Here is a 17,813-nt window from a genome sequence, read left to right as displayed (position 1 = left end):
TCCGGCCCGGCTCTAACATAGCCCGTCAGGATATCAATTCGTTGCGTTGCAACATCGATATTTGATCGCTGTTCAGCGGCTGTATACCATTGCCTGTCAAGGCCGACGATCGCGTGCATGAAGGAGTGATTGATGAAGGTTGCGCTGGTGTTCGGAACCCGGCCTGAGGCGATCAAGCTGTTCCCGGTGATCCATGCCCTGCGCGCCCGCGCCGATATCGAGACGCGCGTGATCGTGACGGCGCAGCATCGCGGATTGCTGGATCAGGTGCTGGAGATTGCGGGGGTGACGCCCGACATTGATCTGGACGTGATGACGCCGAACCAGACGCTCGACGGGCTGACCGCGACGCTGATCGTCGAACTGGGCAAGGCGTTCGACGTGGAGCGTCCGGATCGCGTTGTCGTGCATGGCGATACGCTGACGACGATGGTGGCGAGCCTTGCGGCCTATTATCGCAAGATCCCGGTCGCCCATGTCGAGGCGGGCTTGCGCAGCGGCGATATCCATCATCCCTGGCCCGAAGAGGTGAACCGCCGCGTGGTGGCGTGCATCGCCGACATGAATTTCGCGCCGACCCAGGCGGCGGCCGACGCGCTGCTGAAAGAAAATCGCGACGCGGCCGGCATATATGTGACGGGGAACACGGTGATCGACGCGCTGCTGGCGACGCGCGAGCGGGTTGTGGCCAATCCGGCGCTGGCGACCGGGCTGGACGAACTGGCGGCGCGGTTCGCGGGCAAGCGGATCATTGCCGTCACCAGCCATCGGCGCGAAAATTTCGGCGGCGGAATGGAGGCGATTGCGCGGTCCATCGCCGATATCGCGGCGCGGCCTGATGTCGCGGTGATCTTTCCTGTGCATCCCAATCCCAATGTCCGTCCGGTCATGGATACGGTGCTCGGCGGGCTGACCAATGTGGCGATGATCGAGCCACTCGACTATCCGCATTTCGTGCGATTGCTCGACATGAGCCATTTGGTGCTGACCGACAGCGGCGGGGTGCAGGAGGAAGCGCCGTCGCTGGGCAAGCCGGTGCTGGTGATGCGCGAGACGACCGAGCGGCCCGAAGGCGTGGAAGCGGGGACGGCGAAACTTGTGGGCACTGACCGCAATGTCATCGTGCGCGAAGTGCTGACATTGCTGGACGACGAAGACGCCTATGGCGCGATGGCGCGAGCACATAACCCGTTCGGTGACGGCAAGGCGGCGGAGCGAATCGCGGCGGTGATTGCGGCGGGATAGCTCGATCCGGTGCTTCGAAATTCTCGTGCAGGCAGGAGCCTATCTTGCCATCAGAGACCAATTTAGGGGTCGGAGATGGATCCCCGCCTTCGCGGGGATGACGAATGGGGGTCAGGTAATGGCGCTACCATTACCGAAATATTCAGCCTTTCCGGGCAGGACTGCGGATAACCCATCGCCGTAAAGGACTGCCGCTTCATGCCCGTCGACACCCATCAGAAGGTTTCCGTCATCGGCCTTGGCTATATCGGGCTGCCGACTGCGGCGCTGATCGCGCGGGGCGGGGCGCAGGTGGTGGGCGTCGATGTCAGCGCGCATGTGGTCGAGACCGTCAATTCGGGCCGCGTGCATATCGAGGAAGTCGATCTCGACGGGCTAGTGCAGGGTGTGGTCGCGCGCGGCAAGCTGCGTGCCAGCCTGGAAGTCGAGGAAAGCGATGTCTTCATCATCGCCGTGCCGACCCCGGTGTCGGAGGATCGTGCGCCGGATATCAATTATGTGCTGAAGGCCGCGCGGACCATTGCGCCGGTGCTGAAGGCGGGCGACACGGTGATCCTGGAGTCGACCTCTCCGGTGGGCACGACCGAGGCGATGCGCGATGTGATCGGTGCGATGCGCGCCGACCTCAAAATGCCGGGCAAGGGCGTGCAGGGCGACATCGCCATTGCCTATTGCCCCGAGCGCGTGTTGCCGGGGCGCATATTGGTGGAGCTGATCGACAATGACCGCTGCATCGGCGGCATCACGCCGCGATGCGCGCGCAAGGCGCTGGGCTTTTATCGCCAGTTCGTGCGCGGGGCGTGCATCACCACAACGGCGCGTGCGGCGGAGATGGTGAAGCTGGTGGAGAACAGCTTTCGCGACGTCAATATCGCCTTTGCCAATGAATTGTCGGTGATCGCGGAGAATATGGATATCGACGTGTGGGAGGTGATCCGGCTCGCCAACCGCCATCCGCGCGTCAATATCCTGTCGCCCGGCCCCGGCGTCGGCGGCCATTGCATTGCGGTCGACCCCTGGTTCATCGTCCATGGCGACCCCGAAAACGCCCGGATCATCCGCACCGCGCGGGAGGTGAATGACGGCAAGACGGACTATGTCGTGGCCAAGGCGTCGGACATGATCGACAGTTTCGCGGGCGAGGATGTCGCCTGCCTCGGCCTCGCCTTCAAGGCCAATATCGACGACTTCCGCGAGAGCCCGGCGGTCAAGGTCGCGGCGCGGCTCGCGCGGCGCTATGGTCGCAGGATCAGGATCGTCGAACCCTATGCGCAGGCCCTGCCAATGGAGTTTGCCGGCACGGGCGCGGAACTGATCGATCTCGATACGGCACTGGAACAATGCGGCGTTTTCGTCATTCTTGTCGATCATGACATGTTCAAATCGGTTCCCGTCGACGAGCGCGCCGGCAAGGCGGTCTATGATACGCGGGGAATCTGGCCCGATCAGCCGCGCCGCCTCGTGGCGCCGGAACCGAGCCGGGCCGCTCTCTGACCGGCTGCGCACCCGCGCATCCTGCCCGTCATGCGGTTGCCAAGCTTTGGCGGCATCGCTAGGCCCCGCGACTGAAGATGGCCTTGTCGGCCGTCATCCGCTCCGCGCGGGGAAGGGCCGGACATGACGGGCAGCGTCGGACGACATGGAGCGGGCATTGCGCTGCTGGTCGCACTGGGTGCCTGCTCGACCGTGGGCGAGGCGCCCAAAGGCGATGCCGCCTATGCGGTGATTCCGCCGGCTCAGCCGGTGGCCGCCGACTATCGCATTGGCCCCGACGACATTTTGCGGATCCAGATATATCATGAGCCCGGCCTGTCGCTGGAAGATGCGCGGGTGAGCGCTGCGGGGACAGTTCGCCTGCCGCTGGTCGGCGACGTCCCTGTCGCCGGCTTGTCCGCCGGCGAGGCGGCCGATGTGATCGCCGGGCGGCTGGGACAGCGCTATCTCGTGTCGCCGCAAGTGACGATCTTCGTGAAGACGGCGGTCGCGCGCAGGATCACGGTTGACGGCGAAGTGCGCGAGCCGGGGCTGTTTCCGATCGAGGGCCGGATCGGGCTGTTGCAGGCGGTGGCGCTGGCGAAAGGGCCGACGCGGCTCGCTAGGCTTGGTCAGATCGTGGTGGTTCGCGAGGGCGAGGCGGGGCGGCAGGCCGCGATGTTCGACCTGGCGGCGATCCGCAAGGGCGCCGCGCCCGACCCCGAAATCCTGCCCGGCGATGTGGTGATCGTGGGATTATCCCGCGCCAAGGCCATTCTGGGCGGCGCGTTGCTGGCGGTGCCGGCGCTGGCGACCGGGTTCATCGCACTGGACGGAAAGCATTGATGGGCGAGCGGGCATCGATTCCCCGGTCCGACCGCGCGGTCAGCGTCGCTGGCGGGCGGCTGGCGCATCTGGTGCAGGTTTCGCGCAATGCGGGGATCGTGGTGCGGCGCAACCGCATCATCCTGTTCGTCACCATGGCGCTGTGCGTTTTGGCGGGTGTCATCTACATCCTGCTGTCGACGCCCGACTATCTGGCCACCGCCTCGGTAGAAGTCGACGAGGTGCCGGCGGGCGCTGCGGGCGTGGCGCCGCGGCCGGATGAGGCGGCCGACGGCCAAGTGATCATGCAGACGCAGATGGACGTGTTGCGCAGCCGCACTATCGCCGAAGATGTCGCGCGCGACTTGGCGCTGGTGGGAAGTCAGCGCTTCTTCGAAAGCATGGACAGCGAGCGCCCCGAACAGGGCGTAGGCACGCTGAACCAGCGGCAGGTGGAAGCAGAACAGGTCGTGAAGCTATTGCGCGACGGGCTGACCGTCGAGCTGCCCGGCCAATCGCGGGTGATGCGGATCGGCTTTACCAGCGCCGATCCGGTGCTGTCGGCCCGCGTGGCGAACAGCTATGCCGACAGCCTGATCCGGGCGGACTTGAAGCGGGGTTTCGAATCCGGGGTGCAGGCGCGGCGATTCCTGCTGGGCGAGCTGGATGGCGCGCGGCGCGACCTGGAGCGGGCTGAGCGCGATCTGGCGAGCTATGCCGCACGGGTCGGCGCGACCGGGATTGTCGGCGGGGCCGGGACGCCCGCAGGCGCGAAGGGCGGGTCGGTCGCTTCGCGGCTGGACCAGCTGAACGGCTTCCGCGCGCAGGCGGCGGCAGAACGGATCGCGGCGCAGAAACGCTGGGAAAGCGCGCGGGCTTCGAACACTGATACGCTGCCCGAAATATTGGGCAATGGCGCGATGCAGCAGCTGATGACGCAGCGGGCCCAGGCGCGCGCGGACGTGGCGGAGGAGCGCCAGTTCCGCAAGGATGCCCACCCCGAAATGCGCGAGGCGCGAGCGCGGCTGAACGCGCTCGACGAGCAGGCGGACGCGATGGCGAACAATATCCGCGCCTCGATCCGCCAGCAATATGAGGTCGCCGTCCATAGCGAAAAAACGATCGCAGGCGAGATCGCCGGGCTGGAACGCGACGCGCTGGTCGAGCGTGGCCGCGACATGCAGATCGGCATCATGGAGCGGCAGGTCGACACCTATCGGCTGCTGCACGACAGCCTTCTCCAGCGCTATCGCGACATGGCGTCGCAGGCGGGGTTTCAGGCCGGGCATATTCAGCCGCTGGATCGAGCGGCGGTGCCGACGCGGCCCTCATCGCCGCATATCGGCGTGACGATGCTGCTGGCGTCGCTCGGCGGGCTGGCGTTCGGATTGCTGCTGGTCGCGGCGCGGCATATTTTCGACGACGCGGTAACATCGGCGGACACGCTGGCCGAACGAGTCGACCTGCCGCTGCTGGGGTCGATTCCGGCTACAGGCGACGGCGCGCTGCCCGGCGACATCATCGCACCGATCGCCGCGTCGCTGTTGCTGGGATCGGTTGACGGATTGCCGCGCTCGATCCTGTTCACCAGTGCGCAGGAGGGGGAAGGCAAGTCCGCCACGCTGCATGCGCTGGCGCTCGCGCTGGCCGGGCTGGGCAAGCGGGTTCTGGTCGTCGATTGCGATATGCGCCGGCCAAAACAGCATAGCCTGTTTCGCCTGACGCCGGGCAAGGGCATCAGCGAGGTGATGACGGGGCAAGCGAGGGCCGACGAGGCGATCGCCGACAGCGGCGTGCCGGGTCTGTCCGTGATGCCATGCGGGGCGATGCCGCCCAATCCCGCCGAACTTCTTTCGGCCTCGGCACTCGATGCGTTGCTGGGGGAATTGCAGGGACGCTATGATTCGGTGCTGATCGATGCGCCGCCGATCCTTGGCCTGTCGGATGCGCCCTTGCTGGCAGCGAAGGCGCAGGCGACCGTGCTAATCGTCGAATGGGGGCGCAATCATCATGGCGGCTTGCGCGTTGCGGTCGACCGGATGCGGAGCGCAGGGGGTGCGATACTGGGCGCGATCCTGACCAAACAGCATGCGCGCGCGCATGACTATGATTATCATCGAGGGGGGTAACGGCGGCGATCTTGACGGCATTGCTTGCGAGCCGCTGTCGCAGCCTTCGCTGACCCCGCGAAGGGGCGGATATATGCAATGAAATATTTGGTCGGGGAAAGAGGATTCGAACCTCCGGCCCCTGCCTCCCGAAGACAGTGCTCTACCAGGCTGAGCTATTCCCCGACCGATGCCGGAATCGCTGGTGGGCGATCCCGTAAGGCAGGCGGCGGTCTATAGTTGCGGGTTTCCGGGCTGGCAAGCGCCGCCTGTCGCTTTTTTCCAGAGCATGATGCCATCGGCTGGACAGCTTGCAACTGGCCCAATGCGGAAAGCAAAAGACAATCAGAGGAGGCCGGCGGCGCGGAAACTGAAATCGCCGTCCGCCGCCCTGATGACATGGTCGGCAAGCGTCATATCCATCGGCCGGAGGCGGCGGGCGAGGCTGCGCGTGAGGACGATGTCCGTCGCATCGGGTAATGGAGACGGGCGGTCGGAGCGATCCTGATCCAGCACCAGCCAGCGGCTGTCACGGCCGAGCAGCGTCTGCATGAGCAAGCGCCAGTCCGCAGGGCCCACCAGCCGCTCGACCGGGTGCCAGTCGGCATCGAGTATCACCACAGCGAGGTTATGCGTATCCAACATGGATCAACATCGTGCCTCAGAGACGTGGCCGCATCAGCCGCCACTTGGTCCATTCCGGGGGCGATGGACGGAAGTCTGATCCATATCGAAGGGCAGATTGGCGCTGGCGGGGCGCTGGGCTACATGCGGGATCGCAGCCAGAGTCGCTTCACAGGAAAACTCCGCCTTGACCCAGCCCCTCGCCCCGTCGGCCGTTCATTACGAGCAGCAATATCTCGATCTGATGCGGCGGATATGGACGCACGGGGACGAGCGCATCGACCGGACGGGCGTCGGCACGCGATCGCTGCTGGGGGCGACCATGCGCTTTTCGCTCGCCGATGATGCGGTGCCGTTGCTGACGACGAAGCGGGTCTACTGGAAGGTCGCGGCGCGGGAGATGCTGTGGTTCCTGACCGGCGACACCAACATCCGCGAACTGGTGCGGCAGGGCGTGCATATCTGGACCGACTGGCCGCTCGACGCCTATCGCCGCGCGACCGGCGAGGCGATCGATCGCAACGCGTTCGAGGCGCGTATCGTTGCCGACGATGCGTTCGCAGCACGCTGGGGGGATCTCGGGCCGGTTTACGGCGCGCAATGGGTGGACTGGCCGCGCTATGAGCCGGCCGGCGACGGGCTGTTCCGCCGCGCGGAGAAGGGGCATAACCAGATCGCCGATCTGGTCGCGGCGATCCGCGCGATGCCGGGATCGCGCCGCCTGCTATTCACCGGATGGAACGTGGCGGAGGTCGCCCAGATGGCGCTGCCGCCATGCCACATGACTTATCAGTTTCAAGTGGCGGACGGGCGGCTGAACGGGCTGTTGTTCCAGCGCAGTTGCGATCTGGGGCTTGGCTTTGCCTTCAATATTTTCGGCCTGGCGATGATCACGCGGATGCTGGCGCAGCAATGCGATCTGGAGCCGGGCGAGATCGTCTGGCAGGGCGGCGACGTGCACCTGTATCTCAACCACGCGCCGCTGGTGGAGGCGCAAATCGGGCGAACGCCATCGGGTGCGCCGAAACTGCGGATCAATCGGCGGCCTTCGAGCATTTTCGACTACAGGATCGAGGATTTCGAGGTCGTCGATTATACGCCGCAGGCCGCGATTTCGGCCCCTGTCGCCGTCTGAAAAGGGCGTCGGGGAGGAGAAACACGGAGGGCTTGCCACTTGCAGCGTTGAAATATAATATGTGTACAGAGCAATATTATTACGACGCATAAGAGGAGCCAGGATGACCGGATCGCCGCGATCGGACGCCGAGCAGGGCAGCAGCGAAGGCCGCAACCTTCCGCCGCTGCGGCTGCATGTGCCCGAGCCGCCCGCCCGGCCCGGCGAGCATGCCGACTTCAGCCATTTCGATATTCCCGCCGTGGATGCGGCGCAGCGACCCGACGAAACGGCCGCGCCCGCCGACATGCGCGATCTTGCCTATGGGCTGGTGCGGGTGCTGGACGAGGACGGGCGGGCGGGCGGCCAGTGGAACCCCGGCCTGTCGCCCGAGACGATGCTCAAGATGCTGCGCGCTATGGCGCTGACCCGCGCGTTCGACGCCCGCATGTTTCGCGCGCAGCGGCAGGGCAAGACCAGCTTCTACATGAAGTCCACCGGCGAGGAGGCGGTGTCGATCGGCGCAGCGACGGCACTGGCGCGCGACGACATGTGCTTCCCGAGCTATCGTCAGCAGGGCATATTGATCGCGCGCGACTGGCCGATCGTCGACATGATGAACCAGATTTATTCGAACCGGGGCGACCGGCTGAAAGGGCGACAACTGCCGATCATGTATTCGGCGCGGGAGGCGGGCTTTTTCTCCATCTCCGGCAACCTCACCACTCAATATCCGCAGGCGGTCGGCTGGGCGATGGCGAGCGCGGCGCGGGGCGACACGCGGATCGCGGCGACCTGGTGCGGGGAGGGATCGACAGCGGAGGGGGATTTCCATTCCGCCTGCACCTTTGCCAGTGTCTATCGCGCGCCCGTGATCCTCAATGTCGTCAACAATCAGTGGGCGATCAGCAGCTTTTCGGGTTTCGCAGGCGCCGAAGCGACGACGTTCGCCGCGCGCGCGGTCGGCTATGGCATTGCCGGGTTGCGCGTCGACGGCAATGACGCGCTGGCGGTCTATGCCGCGACGAAATGGGCGGCGGACCGGGCGCGGGCGAATGCCGGGCCGACGCTGATCGAGCATTTCACCTATCGAGTCGAGGGACACAGCACGTCGGATGATCCGGGCGTCTATCGCTCCGCCGAGGAGAGCAGCCAGTGGCCGCTGGGCGATCCGATCGCGCGGCTCAAGCAGCACTGCATTCTCCTTGGCATATGGGACGAGGAGCAGCACGCGGCGATGGACATGGCGCTGTCGCAAGAGGTGCGCGACGCGGCACGGGCGGCGGAGAAGAACGGGATATTGGGCAACGGCCTGCACCATCCGATGGAATCGCTGTTCGAGGATGTGTTCGAGGAGATGCCCTGGCATCTGCGCGAGCAGCAGCAGCAGATGCTGGACGAATGGAAGGCGGCGGGGCTGTGATGTCTATCCCAAATTTTCCGTTCGGGCTGAGCCTGTCGAAGCCGTCGACCGAGCGGAGCGAAGTGGCTTCGCCTGCGGCTCTGCTCAGCCCTTCGACTTCGCTCAGGGCGAACGGTTTCCATAGGTGGCACCATGTCTGAGCAACCGGCCGAGCCCGTTCAGATGAACATGATCCAGGCGATCAACAGCGCGCTGGACGTGATGATGGATCGCGATCCCGATGTCATCGTGATGGGCGAGGATGTCGGCTTTTTCGGTGGCGTGTTCCGCGCGACGGCGGGCTTGCAGCAGAAATATGGCAAGAACCGGGTGTTCGATACGCCGATCACCGAATGCGGCATCATCGGCGTGGCCGTCGGCATGGGGGCCTATGGGTTGCGGCCGGTGCCGGAAATCCAGTTCGCCGACTATATCTATCCCGCGCTCGACCAGCTGGTGTCCGAGGCCGCGCGGCTGCGCTACCGGTCAGCGGGCGAGTTCATCGCGCCGATGACGGTCCGTTCCCCCTTTGGCGGCGGCATATTCGGCGGCCAGACGCATAGTCAGTCGCCCGAAGGCATCTTCACCCATGTGTCGGGGATCAAGACGGTGATCCCCTCTACGCCCTATGACGCAAAGGGGCTGTTGATCGCGGCGATCGAGGATAATGATCCGACGATCTTCTTCGAACCCAAGCGCATCTATAACGGGCCGTTCGACGGTCATTATGATTCGCCCGCGACAAGCTGGGGCGGGCATGCCGACGCGCAGGTGCCGACGGGTTATTACAAGGTCGCGCTTGGCGAGGCGCGTGTGCGGCGGGCCGGAGAGGCGCTGACGATCCTTTGCTATGGCACGATGGTCCATGTCGTCGCCGATGTGGTGGGGGCGATCGATATCGATGCGGAGATCATCGACCTGCGTACGCTGGTGCCTCTCGATATCGAGGCGATCGAGCGATCGGTGAAAAAGACTGGCCGCTGCCTGATCGTGCATGAGGCGACTCGCACCAGCGGCTTTGGCGCGGAGCTGCTCAGCCAGGTGCAGGAGCGTTGCTTCTACCATCTCGAAGCGCCCATCGAGCGGGTCACGGGGTTCGACACGCCTTATCCGCACAGTCTGGAATGGGCCTATTTCCCCGGCCCCGTGCGCATCCGCGAAGCCATCGCCAAGATCATGAGGGACTAAAGGGTTATGGCTCTTTTCACGTTCAAGCTGCCCGACATCGGAGAAGGCATCGCGGAAGCGGAGATCGTCGGCTGGCACGTCAAGGTCGGCGACCGGGTCGAGGAGGACCAGCCGATCGCCGATATGATGACCGACAAGGCGACCGTCGAGATGGAAAGCCCAGTCGCGGGTATCGTGGCGCGCCTCGCCGGTGAGCCGGGCGCGATGATCGCGATCGGGGCGATGCTGGTCGAGATCGAGGTGGAGAGGGAGAGCGAAGTTGCCGCGCCTTCGGAGGAAGAGTCGATCGAGGAGGCTGAAAAGACCAGTGTTCCTGCGAAAGCAGGAACCCAGGGTTCAGATGTAGGGCCTGGCCACCCTGGGCCCCTGCTTTCGCAGGGGCACAAGTTGACGGAACAGCATGTTCTGGCTTCCCCGGCGGTGCGTGCCCGGGCGAAGGAACTGGGCATCGATCTGGCGCAGGTGAAGGCGGCGGGGGACCATATCCGTCATGCCGATCTCGATGCTTTCCTCCTTTATGGTCAGGGTCAGGGCTATCGACCGGCTGCTCGCGCCGCCGCGCGGCCGGATGAGACCGTCAGGGTGATCGGCCTGCGCCGCCGCATCGCCGAGAATATGGCCGCATCCAAACGGCATATCCCGCATTTCTCCTATGTCGAGGAAATCGACGTCACCGCGCTGGAGGCGATGCGGGCGCAGTTGAACGATCATCGGGGAGACCGGCCCAAGCTGACCATGCTGCCGCTGCTGATCGTGGCCTTGTGCAAGGCGCTGCCCGACTTTCCGATGCTGAACGCGCGCTATGACGATGAAGCGGGGGTGGTGACGCGGTTCGGCGCGGTGCATCTGGGGATCGCGACGCAAACCGAGGCCGGCCTGATGGTCCCCGTGATCCGGGACGCTCAGGACCGCAATGTCTGGCAGCTTGCGGGCGAAATCCGTCGCCTTGCGGACGCGGCGCGCTCTGGCAAGGCGAAGTCGGAGGAACTGAGCGGCTCCACTTTGACGCTCACATCGCTCGGGGCGCTTGGCGGGATCGCGACGACGCCGGTCATCAATCGGCCCGAAGTCGCGATCATCGGGCCCAACCGCATCGTCGAGCGGCCCGTCTTCAGGGGCAAGGAGGTCGTGCCGGCCAAACTGATGAACCTGTCGATCAGCTGCGATCACCGGGTGGTGGATGGCTGGGATGCGGCGAGCTTCGTGCACGCGGTCAGGACGCTGCTGGAAACCCCCGTGCTGCTATTCGAAAGCTGAGCGGATTATTTGGTCAGGACGACGATCGACCCAAGCGCCATGTCGGGTTTGAAGAACATGCGCCACGCCCGCCGGATTCGCAGGTAGCGCGCCTTGCTGAACAATGGCGGGGGCGGGCCGCGATCCCGGTAGAACAGACTGAACAGGTGGACCGGCATGGGCAGGACGCGCGCATGGCGAAAGCCGGCATCCAGACCGCGCTGGACGATCAGGCGTGGCGGCATGTCGCGTTCAGTCACGCCATAGCGGGCCATGGCTTCGAGCGAGGCGGGTTCGATCGAATGGCCCTCGCCGGGTTCATGGGTGATGAGCAGGCCGCCGGGCCGGAGCGATCGCCATGCCGATGCGATGGCCAGGCCCTCATCTTCGGCATGATGCAGGGAATCGAAGAAGATCGCGGCATCGAACTGGCCGTCCATCATGAGTGATTCAAAATCGCTGCATAGAAAGCTGAGCCGGGGGGCCAGGCCGTTCAGCGCCGCATTTTCGCGCGCCAGGTCGATCATATCGGGGGCGATATCCTGCCCAACGACATCATAGCCGGCACGCGCCAGAAATGTGCTCGTCCAGCCGCCGCCGCATCCCAGATCGAGAACCCGCGCCGGAGGGCGTGGCAGAAGCGCCATGATGAAACCGATCGACGCAAGCTGCATGCCGGCATCCGTGTCGGAAAACGGCTTTTGCAGGGAATGGCTTCGCCCAAGGTCACCCAACTGCGCGAGATAGGTCAGTTCGCCCTCTTTGGGCATGCGCATGTCTCCGGCGGCCTTCAATCGCCTCTACGAACAAGCCGCCATCGATTCAAGTTCCGCCGGTCGTCAACGCATGGTTGCCCGCCAGGTCAGACGGCCCGCCTGACCCGGCGGCACCGCGTCGGGCACCGACCAGCGGACATGGGTGATGTCGGCCGGCACGGCGCGGCGGACGCCGCCAAGCGCGGTCGGCAGCCAGAGCTGATCGAGCCGTCCCCAGTGCGCGCCACCATCCACCGAAAGCTGCATGGCAGGGTCTGACAGATCGGGAGCGATGCCCCGCGAGACCATATTGGTGACGGCGAAACCCCGGACCGGGTGGCGGCCCCGGTTGCTCCAGTGGATGACGAAGATCAACTGGTCGCCCGGCGCGATCCTGTCGGGACTTGCAAGCACGCGGCGGGCGCGGCCGTTGATATCGGTGGTGATTCGTTCGACGAAAATCTGTTGTTCAAGCCTGATGCCCGGCTCTGCCAGTGCCGCCGGCGCGGCAGCAATGCCAGCGAGCATGCACAGGCCCGGCAGATAATATCGCTTCATTGACCGCCCCGTTTCGTCACCGGCAACAGGTCATAGGGGCGGCGCGCCAAAATTTGGTTAAAGTGGCGTGGACGGGCGGTTTGCGGCCTCGCGGATTGCAAATTGACGAGGTGACGGGGCGGGTGCAGAGCATGGTTGCGGGCAAGGGGATCGACGCGGACGTGTCATTGAACGAACAGCAGGAAACCAACCGCAGGCGTGACCGGCTGCTCGCGTCGATCGCGTTGACGAGCGGCATCGGGCTGCTTCTCGCCCTGCCTTTTGCCTTGCGCGCGGGGGCGGAATTTTTCCTGCCGCTCACCGCCGCACTGGTCATCGCTATCGCGCTGGTGCCTTTTCTCGAATGGATGGAGCGGCGTGGCGTTCCTTCCGGGCCGGCCGCGCTGGTGGCGGTCGTGGCGTTCCTGGTGGTCGCGAACACGGCGCTGGTGCTGATCGTGGTGCCGGCGACCGACTGGTTTCGCATCCTGCCGCAACGCCTGCCCCAGATTCAGACGAATTTGGCTCCGGTCATCGATTTCTACTCGCAGCTTCAGCGCTTCGTCGATGACATCGTGCAGAAGCTGGCCAGTGGTCCGGTCGCGGCGGCGCAGACCGCAGCGGTGGATGCACCGCGATCGCTGTTGCAGTTCGCGGCGACGTCCGCCCCGTCGGCGATCATCCAGATGGTGTTCGCGCTGCTCATCATCTATTTTTTCCTTGCCGGATGGACGAGGCTGCGACGGCGCACGATCAACAGTCGCGGCAGTTTCGACGGCGCCATGGCGGTTGCCCGCGTCATCCAGAATGTGGTCGATGCGACGTCCGCCTATGTCATCACTATTGCGACGATCAATCTGTGCCTGGGCGGCGCGGTCGCCTTTGCACTGTGGCTGATCGGCATGCCGTCGCCCCTGATGTGGGGCGGCATCGTCGCACTGCTGAACTTCATCCCCTATTTCGGTCCGCTGTTGGCTGCTGCGCTGCTGGGGCTGGGCGGGCTGATGGTGTTCGACGATGTGTGGAAGGCGTTGTTGCCCGCCGCGCTCCAGATCGGTTTCCATCTGGTCGAAGCGAATGTCGTGACGCCGACCGTGCTGGGCCGGCGACTGACGATGAACCCGCTGCTGATCCTGGTGTCGCTGACCTTTTGGGCGTGGGTGTGGGGCACGCCCGGCGCATTGCTGGGCGTACCGCTGCTGATCATCATCCAGACGGTCATCTCGGCGGCGGGAATGCCCGACATCGCCGGTTTCCTGTTCGAGCGGGGCACGTTGACCGTGCCCATGCGCGAGGAAAATGACGATAAAGATAAAAGTGCCGGTTCGGACGGTTGACAGGTCGGACGCGCCAGCATATCTGGCCGCTCCACACCGAACGCGGGTGTAGCTCAGTTGGTTAGAGTGCCGGCCTGTCACGCCGGAGGTCGCGGGTTCGAGCCCCGTCACTCGCGCCATTTTCTGCAAGGGAAATGGCCATTTTGCAAGCGTTCGGATGTGGCCCGCAGGAGCGGGGCAATCAGATGATTTGAGCCCGTTGGACGATCGTTCAGCGCCGCCAGCGTCCTGTTTCCATCCAGGCGAGCAGCCGCCGCAGCGGCAATATCCAGATCCACACCAGCCCCAGAAACAGATAGGCCGGGACCTGTGCCCACATGGGCAGGCCGCCGATAAACGCCGACAGGCTGCCGACCAGCACCGCCCAGCCGAGGATCAGTCCCAGGATGACGAACATGCCCACGGGCTTGCGCCAGCTCGGTTCGTAAATATGGCGGGGGTCAATGCTCATGCGTCCAGTCCTTCGATCAGTTCGCTCTCGGTCAAAATGATGTTCAGCGGCAGGTCCCACAGGTCGGCAGGAACCACATCCAGTTCCTGCACCGACCAGGCGAGGCCGATGCGGAGCGCCTGCGGGTAGCGCGCGAACGCGCGGTCATAATAGCCGCCGCCTTGCCCCAGACGGTTCATCGACCGGTCGAAGGCGAGCAGCGGGGCGATGATGACGTCCGGGACCACCGCTCCGCCTCCCGGTTCGGGATGGCTGGTGCCAAACAGGCCCGGCAGCAGCTTGTCTTCGGGGTGCCAGGCGAGAAATTCCATGCTGCCAAGCCGGTCGATCGTGCGGGGCAATGCGATCGTCTTGCCCATCGTCGTCAACTGGCCTGCCAGTCGTTGGGCCGGTGCTTCATCGTTCAGCCCCATATAAAGCGCAACCGAGCGGGCGGAGTCGATCCGGCGCGCGAGCGGCGAGGGCAGGGCCTTGAAGGCGAGCCTGTGCGCAAGCGGATCGAGCGTGGCGACGAAATCGCGGCGGCGCTGTCGCGCGATGGCGCGAAGCCGGGTCTTGTCGGCGTCTGTGCTGTCGTTGGTCATGGTCGTCTCCTGCCCGGCGGGGCGGGTGACTGCAAGGTGGAGGAGGTGACGGGACCGCCTTGGCCGTGTGCTGGAAAATCCTCTGACGCCTCAACGTCAGGTGGGGACCATATAGATCGGGCCGGAGCCCGCCCAGGGACAGCCCCCTAGGATGTGATTATCGCCTCAGGGATGTTCGCTAAAGCTCGTACCAGGCAGTGCCCGTCGCCATCAATCTAGGCTGTCGGGGGCTCCGCGACAAGCCTTTGGTTCAGCTTTTCTATGCGCGCCGCAAGGGCCTCGATCGCCTGGGCGGCCGGGCCGTCATCGCTTTCGATCGGCGGCGGCGCCTGCACATGCTCGGCCACCTGACGCTTGAGGTCGGCGATCTCGTCAGCGAGGAACAGGGCCGCGAACAACAGGGTTCGGGTTTCGGTGAGGCCCTGGGCGGTCTGCTGCGCTGCCCGCGCCTTTTCCTCGATCAGGCTGGCAAGATGCGCAAGATGGGCTTCTTCGCCATCGCGGCAGCGCACGACATATTGGCGGCCGATTATGTGTAGAGTCGTTTCAGCCACGATTCGCATCCCCCGGTTCGGCGCTTCTGAGTTCGGCGATGAGATCGTCGAGTGATCGAAGCGCGGCGCGCGCCGCCTCGCGATCCATGAGCGGCGGCGGCGGGGCCGTCGCGGCGGCCGTGACCGCCTCCTCAAGAGTCGCCATATTGCGTTCGAGCTTGCTGATCGCGCGTTCGAGAGCGCCGATTGCCTGCATCATGCGGTCGCTTGCCATCCGACCTGCATAGCGAAACTTCGCAGCGCGCAACAGCAATCTGTCGCCTGTTCTCGCGAACGCGTGGGCCCGGCGTGGTTGACGCCTTGCACGCGAGGCGACAAAGGAGGCCCGATCGCGATTCGCAAGACCCTGGGGTCTTGCGACGCCTCTTGTTGCAGGAAAGACGCCCGACCTGATGACTGTTTCCGAAAAGTCGCTTGCGAACGCCATCCGCGCCCTTTCCATGGACGCCGTGCAGGCAGCCAATAGCGGCCATCCGGGAATGCCCATGGGCATGGCCGATGTCGCGACGGTGCTGTTCAAGGATTATCTGAAGTTCGATCCGTCGCAGCCCAAATGGGCCGATCGCGACCGCTTCGTCCTGTCGGCGGGGCATGGTTCGATGCTGATCTACAGCCTGTTGCACCTGACCGGCTATGCACGGCCGACGATGGACGACATTCGCAACTTCCGCCAGTTGCACAGCCCCTGCGCCGGGCACCCCGAGAATTTCGAGCTGGCTGGCGTCGAAGCGACAACCGGGCCGTTGGGGTCGGGCCTGGCCACTGCGGTCGGCATGGCGATCGCCGAGCGGCATCTGAATGCACAGTTCGGCGACGGTCTGGTGGATCACCGTACCTGGGTGATCGCCGGCGACGGCTGCCTGATGGAAGGCATTAATCACGAGGCGATCGGGCTTGCAGGGCATCTGAACCTTGGTCGCCTGATCGTGCTGTGGGACGACAACAAGATCACTATCGACGGCGCGGTCGACCTGTCGAGCAGCGAAGATGTTCGCGCGCGCTATGTCGCGACCGGGTGGCATGTCGTGTCGTGCGACGGTCATGACGTCGCCGATGTGCGCCGCGCGATCGATGAGGCGCTGGCCGATCCGCGCCCGTCGCTGATCGCCTGCGCGACCAAGATCGGTTATGGGTCGCCGAACAAGGCGGGCACGTCGGGCGTCCATGGCTCCGCGCTCGGTACGGATGAAGTTGCCGCCGCGCGCGAATTTCTGGGCTGGAGCGCCGAGCCGTTTGTCATTCCCGAGGATGTCGCGTCCGCCTGGAAGACGATCGGCGGCAAGGGCGCGTCGGTTCGTGCCGATTGGGAAGGACGTAGCGCAAGCGACAGTAATAGCGCGGAATTTGCCCGCCGCATGGCCGGTGAGCTGCCCGCTGACTTCTCGCTCGACGCCTATATCGACTCGCTGATCGCCAGCCCGCAGAAGGTCGCGACGCGCAAGGCGAGCGAACTGACGCTGGGCGCTATCAACGCGTTGTTGCCCGAAACGCTGGGCGGATCGGCGGACCTGACGGGTTCCAACAATACCAAGACGAAGCAGACCGGGCCGCTGACCCGCGACGATTATGCCGGTCGCTACGTCTATTATGGCATTCGCGAATTCGGCATGGCGTGCGCGATGAATGGCATGGCGCTGCATGGCGGGGTGATCCCCTACGGCGGCACGTTCCTCGTCTTTTCCGATTATATGCGGGGCGGCATCAGGCTGGCGGCGTTGCAGCAGCAGCGCGTCATCCATGTGCTGACGCATGACAGCATCGGGCTTGGCGAAGATGGCCCGACCCATCAGCCGATCGAGCATGTCATGTCGTTGCGCATGATCCCCAATCTTGACGTCTATCGTCCGGCGGACATCGTCGAGACGGCGGAATGCTGGGAACTGGCGCTCAGGGATGCGACCGGCCCATCGGTGCTGGCGCTGACCCGCCAGAATTTGCCGCAGCTTCGCACGGAAAAGAGCGAAAATCTGTCCGCCAGGGGGGGCTATCGCCTGCGTGCCGCTGCGGCCGAGCGCAAGGTCGTGCTGGTCGCCACTGGATCGGAAGTCGAAATCGCGGTGGATACCGCCAAGTTGCTCGAGGCGCAGGGCATCGGCGCGGATGTCGTGTCCATGCCGAGCTGGGCGCATTTCGAAGCGCAGCCGCAATCCTACAAGGACGATCTGCTGCCCCATCATGTGCTGCGCGCGTCGATCGAGGCGGGCACGACCTTCGGCTGGGAACGCTATACCGGCATTGCCGGCCTGCGTTTTGGCATCGACAGCTTCGGCGCGTCTGCCCCCGCCGAAGCGCTTTACGACCATTTCGGCCTGACGGCCGCCAAGATCGCGCCGCGCATCATCGCGGCGCTCAACGCCTGATCGATATCAACGGCTTACAG

General features: G+C 64.8%; 17 protein-coding genes, 2 tRNA genes and 1 other RNA gene. 11 read left to right on the top strand and 9 right to left on the bottom strand.

Annotation, left to right across the window (positions count from 1 at the left end):
• Positions 1-132: 132 nt before the first annotated feature.
• The 4 genes from wecB (at position 133) to WG907_RS13345 (ending at position 5,672) form a co-directional block, all read left to right on the top strand.
• Positions 133-1,245, top strand: a complete 1,113-nt coding sequence (gene wecB, locus WG907_RS13360) for a non-hydrolyzing UDP-N-acetylglucosamine 2-epimerase (RefSeq protein WP_340233462.1) — start codon at positions 133-135, stop codon at positions 1,243-1,245.
• 198 nt (positions 1,246-1,443) lie between these two features.
• The gene (gene wecC, locus WG907_RS13355) at positions 1,444-2,739 is read left to right on the top strand and encodes a UDP-N-acetyl-D-mannosamine dehydrogenase (RefSeq protein WP_340233460.1); all 1,296 of its coding nucleotides are present in this window, start codon (positions 1,444-1,446) and stop codon (positions 2,737-2,739) included.
• A gap of 123 nt (positions 2,740-2,862) precedes the next feature.
• On the top strand, positions 2,863-3,564 hold the full coding sequence (locus WG907_RS13350; protein WP_340233458.1) for a polysaccharide biosynthesis/export family protein: 702 nt from the start codon (positions 2,863-2,865) through the stop codon (positions 3,562-3,564).
• Positions 3,564-5,672, top strand: a complete 2,109-nt coding sequence (locus WG907_RS13345; RefSeq protein WP_340233456.1) for a GumC family protein — start codon at positions 3,564-3,566, stop codon at positions 5,670-5,672. The genes WG907_RS13350 and WG907_RS13345 overlap by 1 nt, the downstream gene beginning before the upstream one ends.
• Before the next feature lie 88 nt (positions 5,673-5,760).
• On the opposite strand, the gene WG907_RS13340 is transcribed toward WG907_RS13345, so the two are convergent.
• Positions 5,761-5,837: transfer RNA gene (locus tag WG907_RS13340), tRNA-Pro, on the bottom strand.
• Positions 5,838-5,996: 159 nt separating this feature from the next.
• The gene (locus tag WG907_RS13335) at positions 5,997-6,296 is read right to left on the bottom strand and encodes a JAB domain-containing protein (protein WP_340233454.1); all 300 of its coding nucleotides are present in this window, start codon (positions 6,294-6,296) and stop codon (positions 5,997-5,999) included.
• 166 nt (positions 6,297-6,462) lie between these two features.
• Between WG907_RS13335 and thyA the strand changes: the two genes are divergently transcribed.
• The 4 genes from thyA to WG907_RS13315 all read left to right on the top strand — a co-directional run bounded on the left by thyA (position 6,463) and on the right by WG907_RS13315 (position 11,236).
• Positions 6,463-7,410 carry a thymidylate synthase gene (gene thyA / locus WG907_RS13330; RefSeq protein WP_340233453.1) on the top strand — a complete coding sequence of 316 codons (948 nt, stop codon included), beginning with the start codon at positions 6,463-6,465 and terminating at the stop codon, positions 7,408-7,410.
• 103 nt (positions 7,411-7,513) lie between these two features.
• Entirely contained in the window at positions 7,514-8,812 is a 1,299-nt protein-coding gene (locus WG907_RS13325; RefSeq protein WP_340233451.1) for a 3-methyl-2-oxobutanoate dehydrogenase (2-methylpropanoyl-transferring) subunit alpha, read from the top strand.
• 162 nt (positions 8,813-8,974) lie between these two features.
• Positions 8,975-9,979, top strand: coding sequence for an alpha-ketoacid dehydrogenase subunit beta (locus WG907_RS13320; RefSeq protein ID WP_340233544.1), 1,005 nt, complete (start codon positions 8,975-8,977; stop codon positions 9,977-9,979).
• A 6-nt stretch (positions 9,980-9,985) separates the two neighbouring features.
• Positions 9,986-11,236, top strand: coding sequence for a dihydrolipoamide acetyltransferase family protein (locus WG907_RS13315; protein WP_340233449.1), 1,251 nt, complete (start codon positions 9,986-9,988; stop codon positions 11,234-11,236).
• 5 nt (positions 11,237-11,241) lie between these two features.
• Here WG907_RS13315 and WG907_RS13310 read toward each other — a convergent pair whose 3' ends face one another.
• Positions 11,242-11,991 (bottom strand): class I SAM-dependent methyltransferase, encoded by a 750-nt coding sequence (locus tag WG907_RS13310; protein ID WP_340233447.1) that lies wholly within the window; start codon positions 11,989-11,991, stop codon positions 11,242-11,244.
• A 63-nt stretch (positions 11,992-12,054) separates the two neighbouring features.
• Entirely contained in the window at positions 12,055-12,528 is a 474-nt protein-coding gene (locus tag WG907_RS13305; protein WP_340233445.1) for a hypothetical protein, read from the bottom strand.
• A 161-nt stretch (positions 12,529-12,689) separates the two neighbouring features.
• On the opposite strand from WG907_RS13305, the gene WG907_RS13300 reads away from it, so the two are divergent.
• Both WG907_RS13300 and WG907_RS13295 read left to right on the top strand, forming a co-directional pair.
• A complete protein-coding gene (locus WG907_RS13300) occupies positions 12,690-13,844 on the top strand; it encodes an AI-2E family transporter (protein WP_340233543.1) in 1,155 nt (384 codons plus the stop codon).
• Positions 13,845-13,886: 42 nt separating this feature from the next.
• Positions 13,887-13,963, top strand: a tRNA-Asp gene (locus WG907_RS13295).
• Positions 13,964-14,055: 92 nt separating this feature from the next.
• Here the strand turns inward: WG907_RS13295 and WG907_RS13290 are convergent.
• From WG907_RS13290 to WG907_RS13275, 5 genes are all read right to left on the bottom strand, one after another.
• Complete coding sequence (locus WG907_RS13290; protein ID WP_340233443.1) at positions 14,056-14,295, bottom strand: DUF2842 domain-containing protein; 240 nt, start codon at positions 14,293-14,295, stop codon at positions 14,056-14,058.
• Positions 14,292-14,879, bottom strand: coding sequence for a 5-formyltetrahydrofolate cyclo-ligase (locus WG907_RS13285; protein ID WP_340233442.1), 588 nt, complete (start codon positions 14,877-14,879; stop codon positions 14,292-14,294). The genes WG907_RS13290 and WG907_RS13285 overlap by 4 nt, the downstream gene beginning before the upstream one ends.
• A 47-nt stretch (positions 14,880-14,926) precedes the next feature.
• Positions 14,927-15,083, bottom strand: a non-coding RNA gene (gene ssrS / locus WG907_RS18230) — 6S RNA.
• A gap of 11 nt (positions 15,084-15,094) precedes the next feature.
• Positions 15,095-15,433: a cell division protein ZapA gene (locus WG907_RS13280; protein WP_340233440.1), complete on the bottom strand. Its 339-nt coding sequence runs from the start codon at positions 15,431-15,433 to the stop codon at positions 15,095-15,097.
• The gene (locus WG907_RS13275) at positions 15,426-15,632 is read right to left on the bottom strand and encodes a hypothetical protein (RefSeq protein ID WP_340233439.1); all 207 of its coding nucleotides are present in this window, start codon (positions 15,630-15,632) and stop codon (positions 15,426-15,428) included. The genes WG907_RS13280 and WG907_RS13275 overlap by 8 nt, the downstream gene beginning before the upstream one ends.
• A 193-nt stretch (positions 15,633-15,825) precedes the next feature.
• Between WG907_RS13275 and tkt the strand changes: the two genes are divergently transcribed.
• Positions 15,826-17,793 carry a transketolase gene (gene tkt / locus WG907_RS13270; protein ID WP_340233438.1) on the top strand — a complete coding sequence of 656 codons (1,968 nt, stop codon included), beginning with the start codon at positions 15,826-15,828 and terminating at the stop codon, positions 17,791-17,793.
• Positions 17,794-17,813: the final 20 nt, after the last annotated feature.

Origin of the sequence: Sphingobium fluminis (assembly GCF_037723805.1) — a bacterium.
Taxonomy (GTDB): Bacteria; Pseudomonadota; Alphaproteobacteria; order Sphingomonadales; family Sphingomonadaceae; genus Sphingobium.
Note: the sequence above shows the minus strand (reverse complement) of the source record. Positions and strands in the feature narration are given on the sequence as shown.

Excerpts from the sequence above, each read along its gene's own strand:
- wecB (WP_340233462.1), top strand. The coding sequence starts at position 133 with ATGAAGGTTGCGCTGGTGTTCGGAACCCGGCCTGAGGCGATCAAGCTG.
- wecC (WP_340233460.1), top strand. The coding sequence starts at position 1,444 with ATGCCCGTCGACACCCATCAGAAGGTTTCCGTCATCGGCCTTGGCTAT.
- WG907_RS13350 (WP_340233458.1), top strand. The coding sequence starts at position 2,863 with ATGACGGGCAGCGTCGGACGACATGGAGCGGGCATTGCGCTGCTGGTC.
- WG907_RS13345 (WP_340233456.1), top strand. The coding sequence starts at position 3,564 with ATGGGCGAGCGGGCATCGATTCCCCGGTCCGACCGCGCGGTCAGCGTC.
- WG907_RS13335 (WP_340233454.1), bottom strand. The coding sequence starts at position 6,296 with ATGTTGGATACGCATAACCTCGCTGTGGTGATACTCGATGCCGACTGG.
- WG907_RS13325 (WP_340233451.1), top strand. The coding sequence starts at position 7,514 with ATGACCGGATCGCCGCGATCGGACGCCGAGCAGGGCAGCAGCGAAGGC.
- WG907_RS13320 (WP_340233544.1), top strand. The coding sequence starts at position 8,975 with ATGAACATGATCCAGGCGATCAACAGCGCGCTGGACGTGATGATGGAT.
- WG907_RS13315 (WP_340233449.1), top strand. The coding sequence starts at position 9,986 with ATGGCTCTTTTCACGTTCAAGCTGCCCGACATCGGAGAAGGCATCGCG.
- WG907_RS13310 (WP_340233447.1), bottom strand. The coding sequence starts at position 11,991 with ATGCGCATGCCCAAAGAGGGCGAACTGACCTATCTCGCGCAGTTGGGT.
- WG907_RS13305 (WP_340233445.1), bottom strand. The coding sequence starts at position 12,528 with ATGAAGCGATATTATCTGCCGGGCCTGTGCATGCTCGCTGGCATTGCT.
- WG907_RS13290 (WP_340233443.1), bottom strand. The coding sequence starts at position 14,295 with ATGAGCATTGACCCCCGCCATATTTACGAACCGAGCTGGCGCAAGCCC.
- WG907_RS13285 (WP_340233442.1), bottom strand. The coding sequence starts at position 14,879 with ATGACCAACGACAGCACAGACGCCGACAAGACCCGGCTTCGCGCCATC.
- WG907_RS13275 (WP_340233439.1), bottom strand. The coding sequence starts at position 15,632 with ATGATGCAGGCAATCGGCGCTCTCGAACGCGCGATCAGCAAGCTCGAA.
- tkt (WP_340233438.1), top strand. The coding sequence starts at position 15,826 with ATGACTGTTTCCGAAAAGTCGCTTGCGAACGCCATCCGCGCCCTTTCC.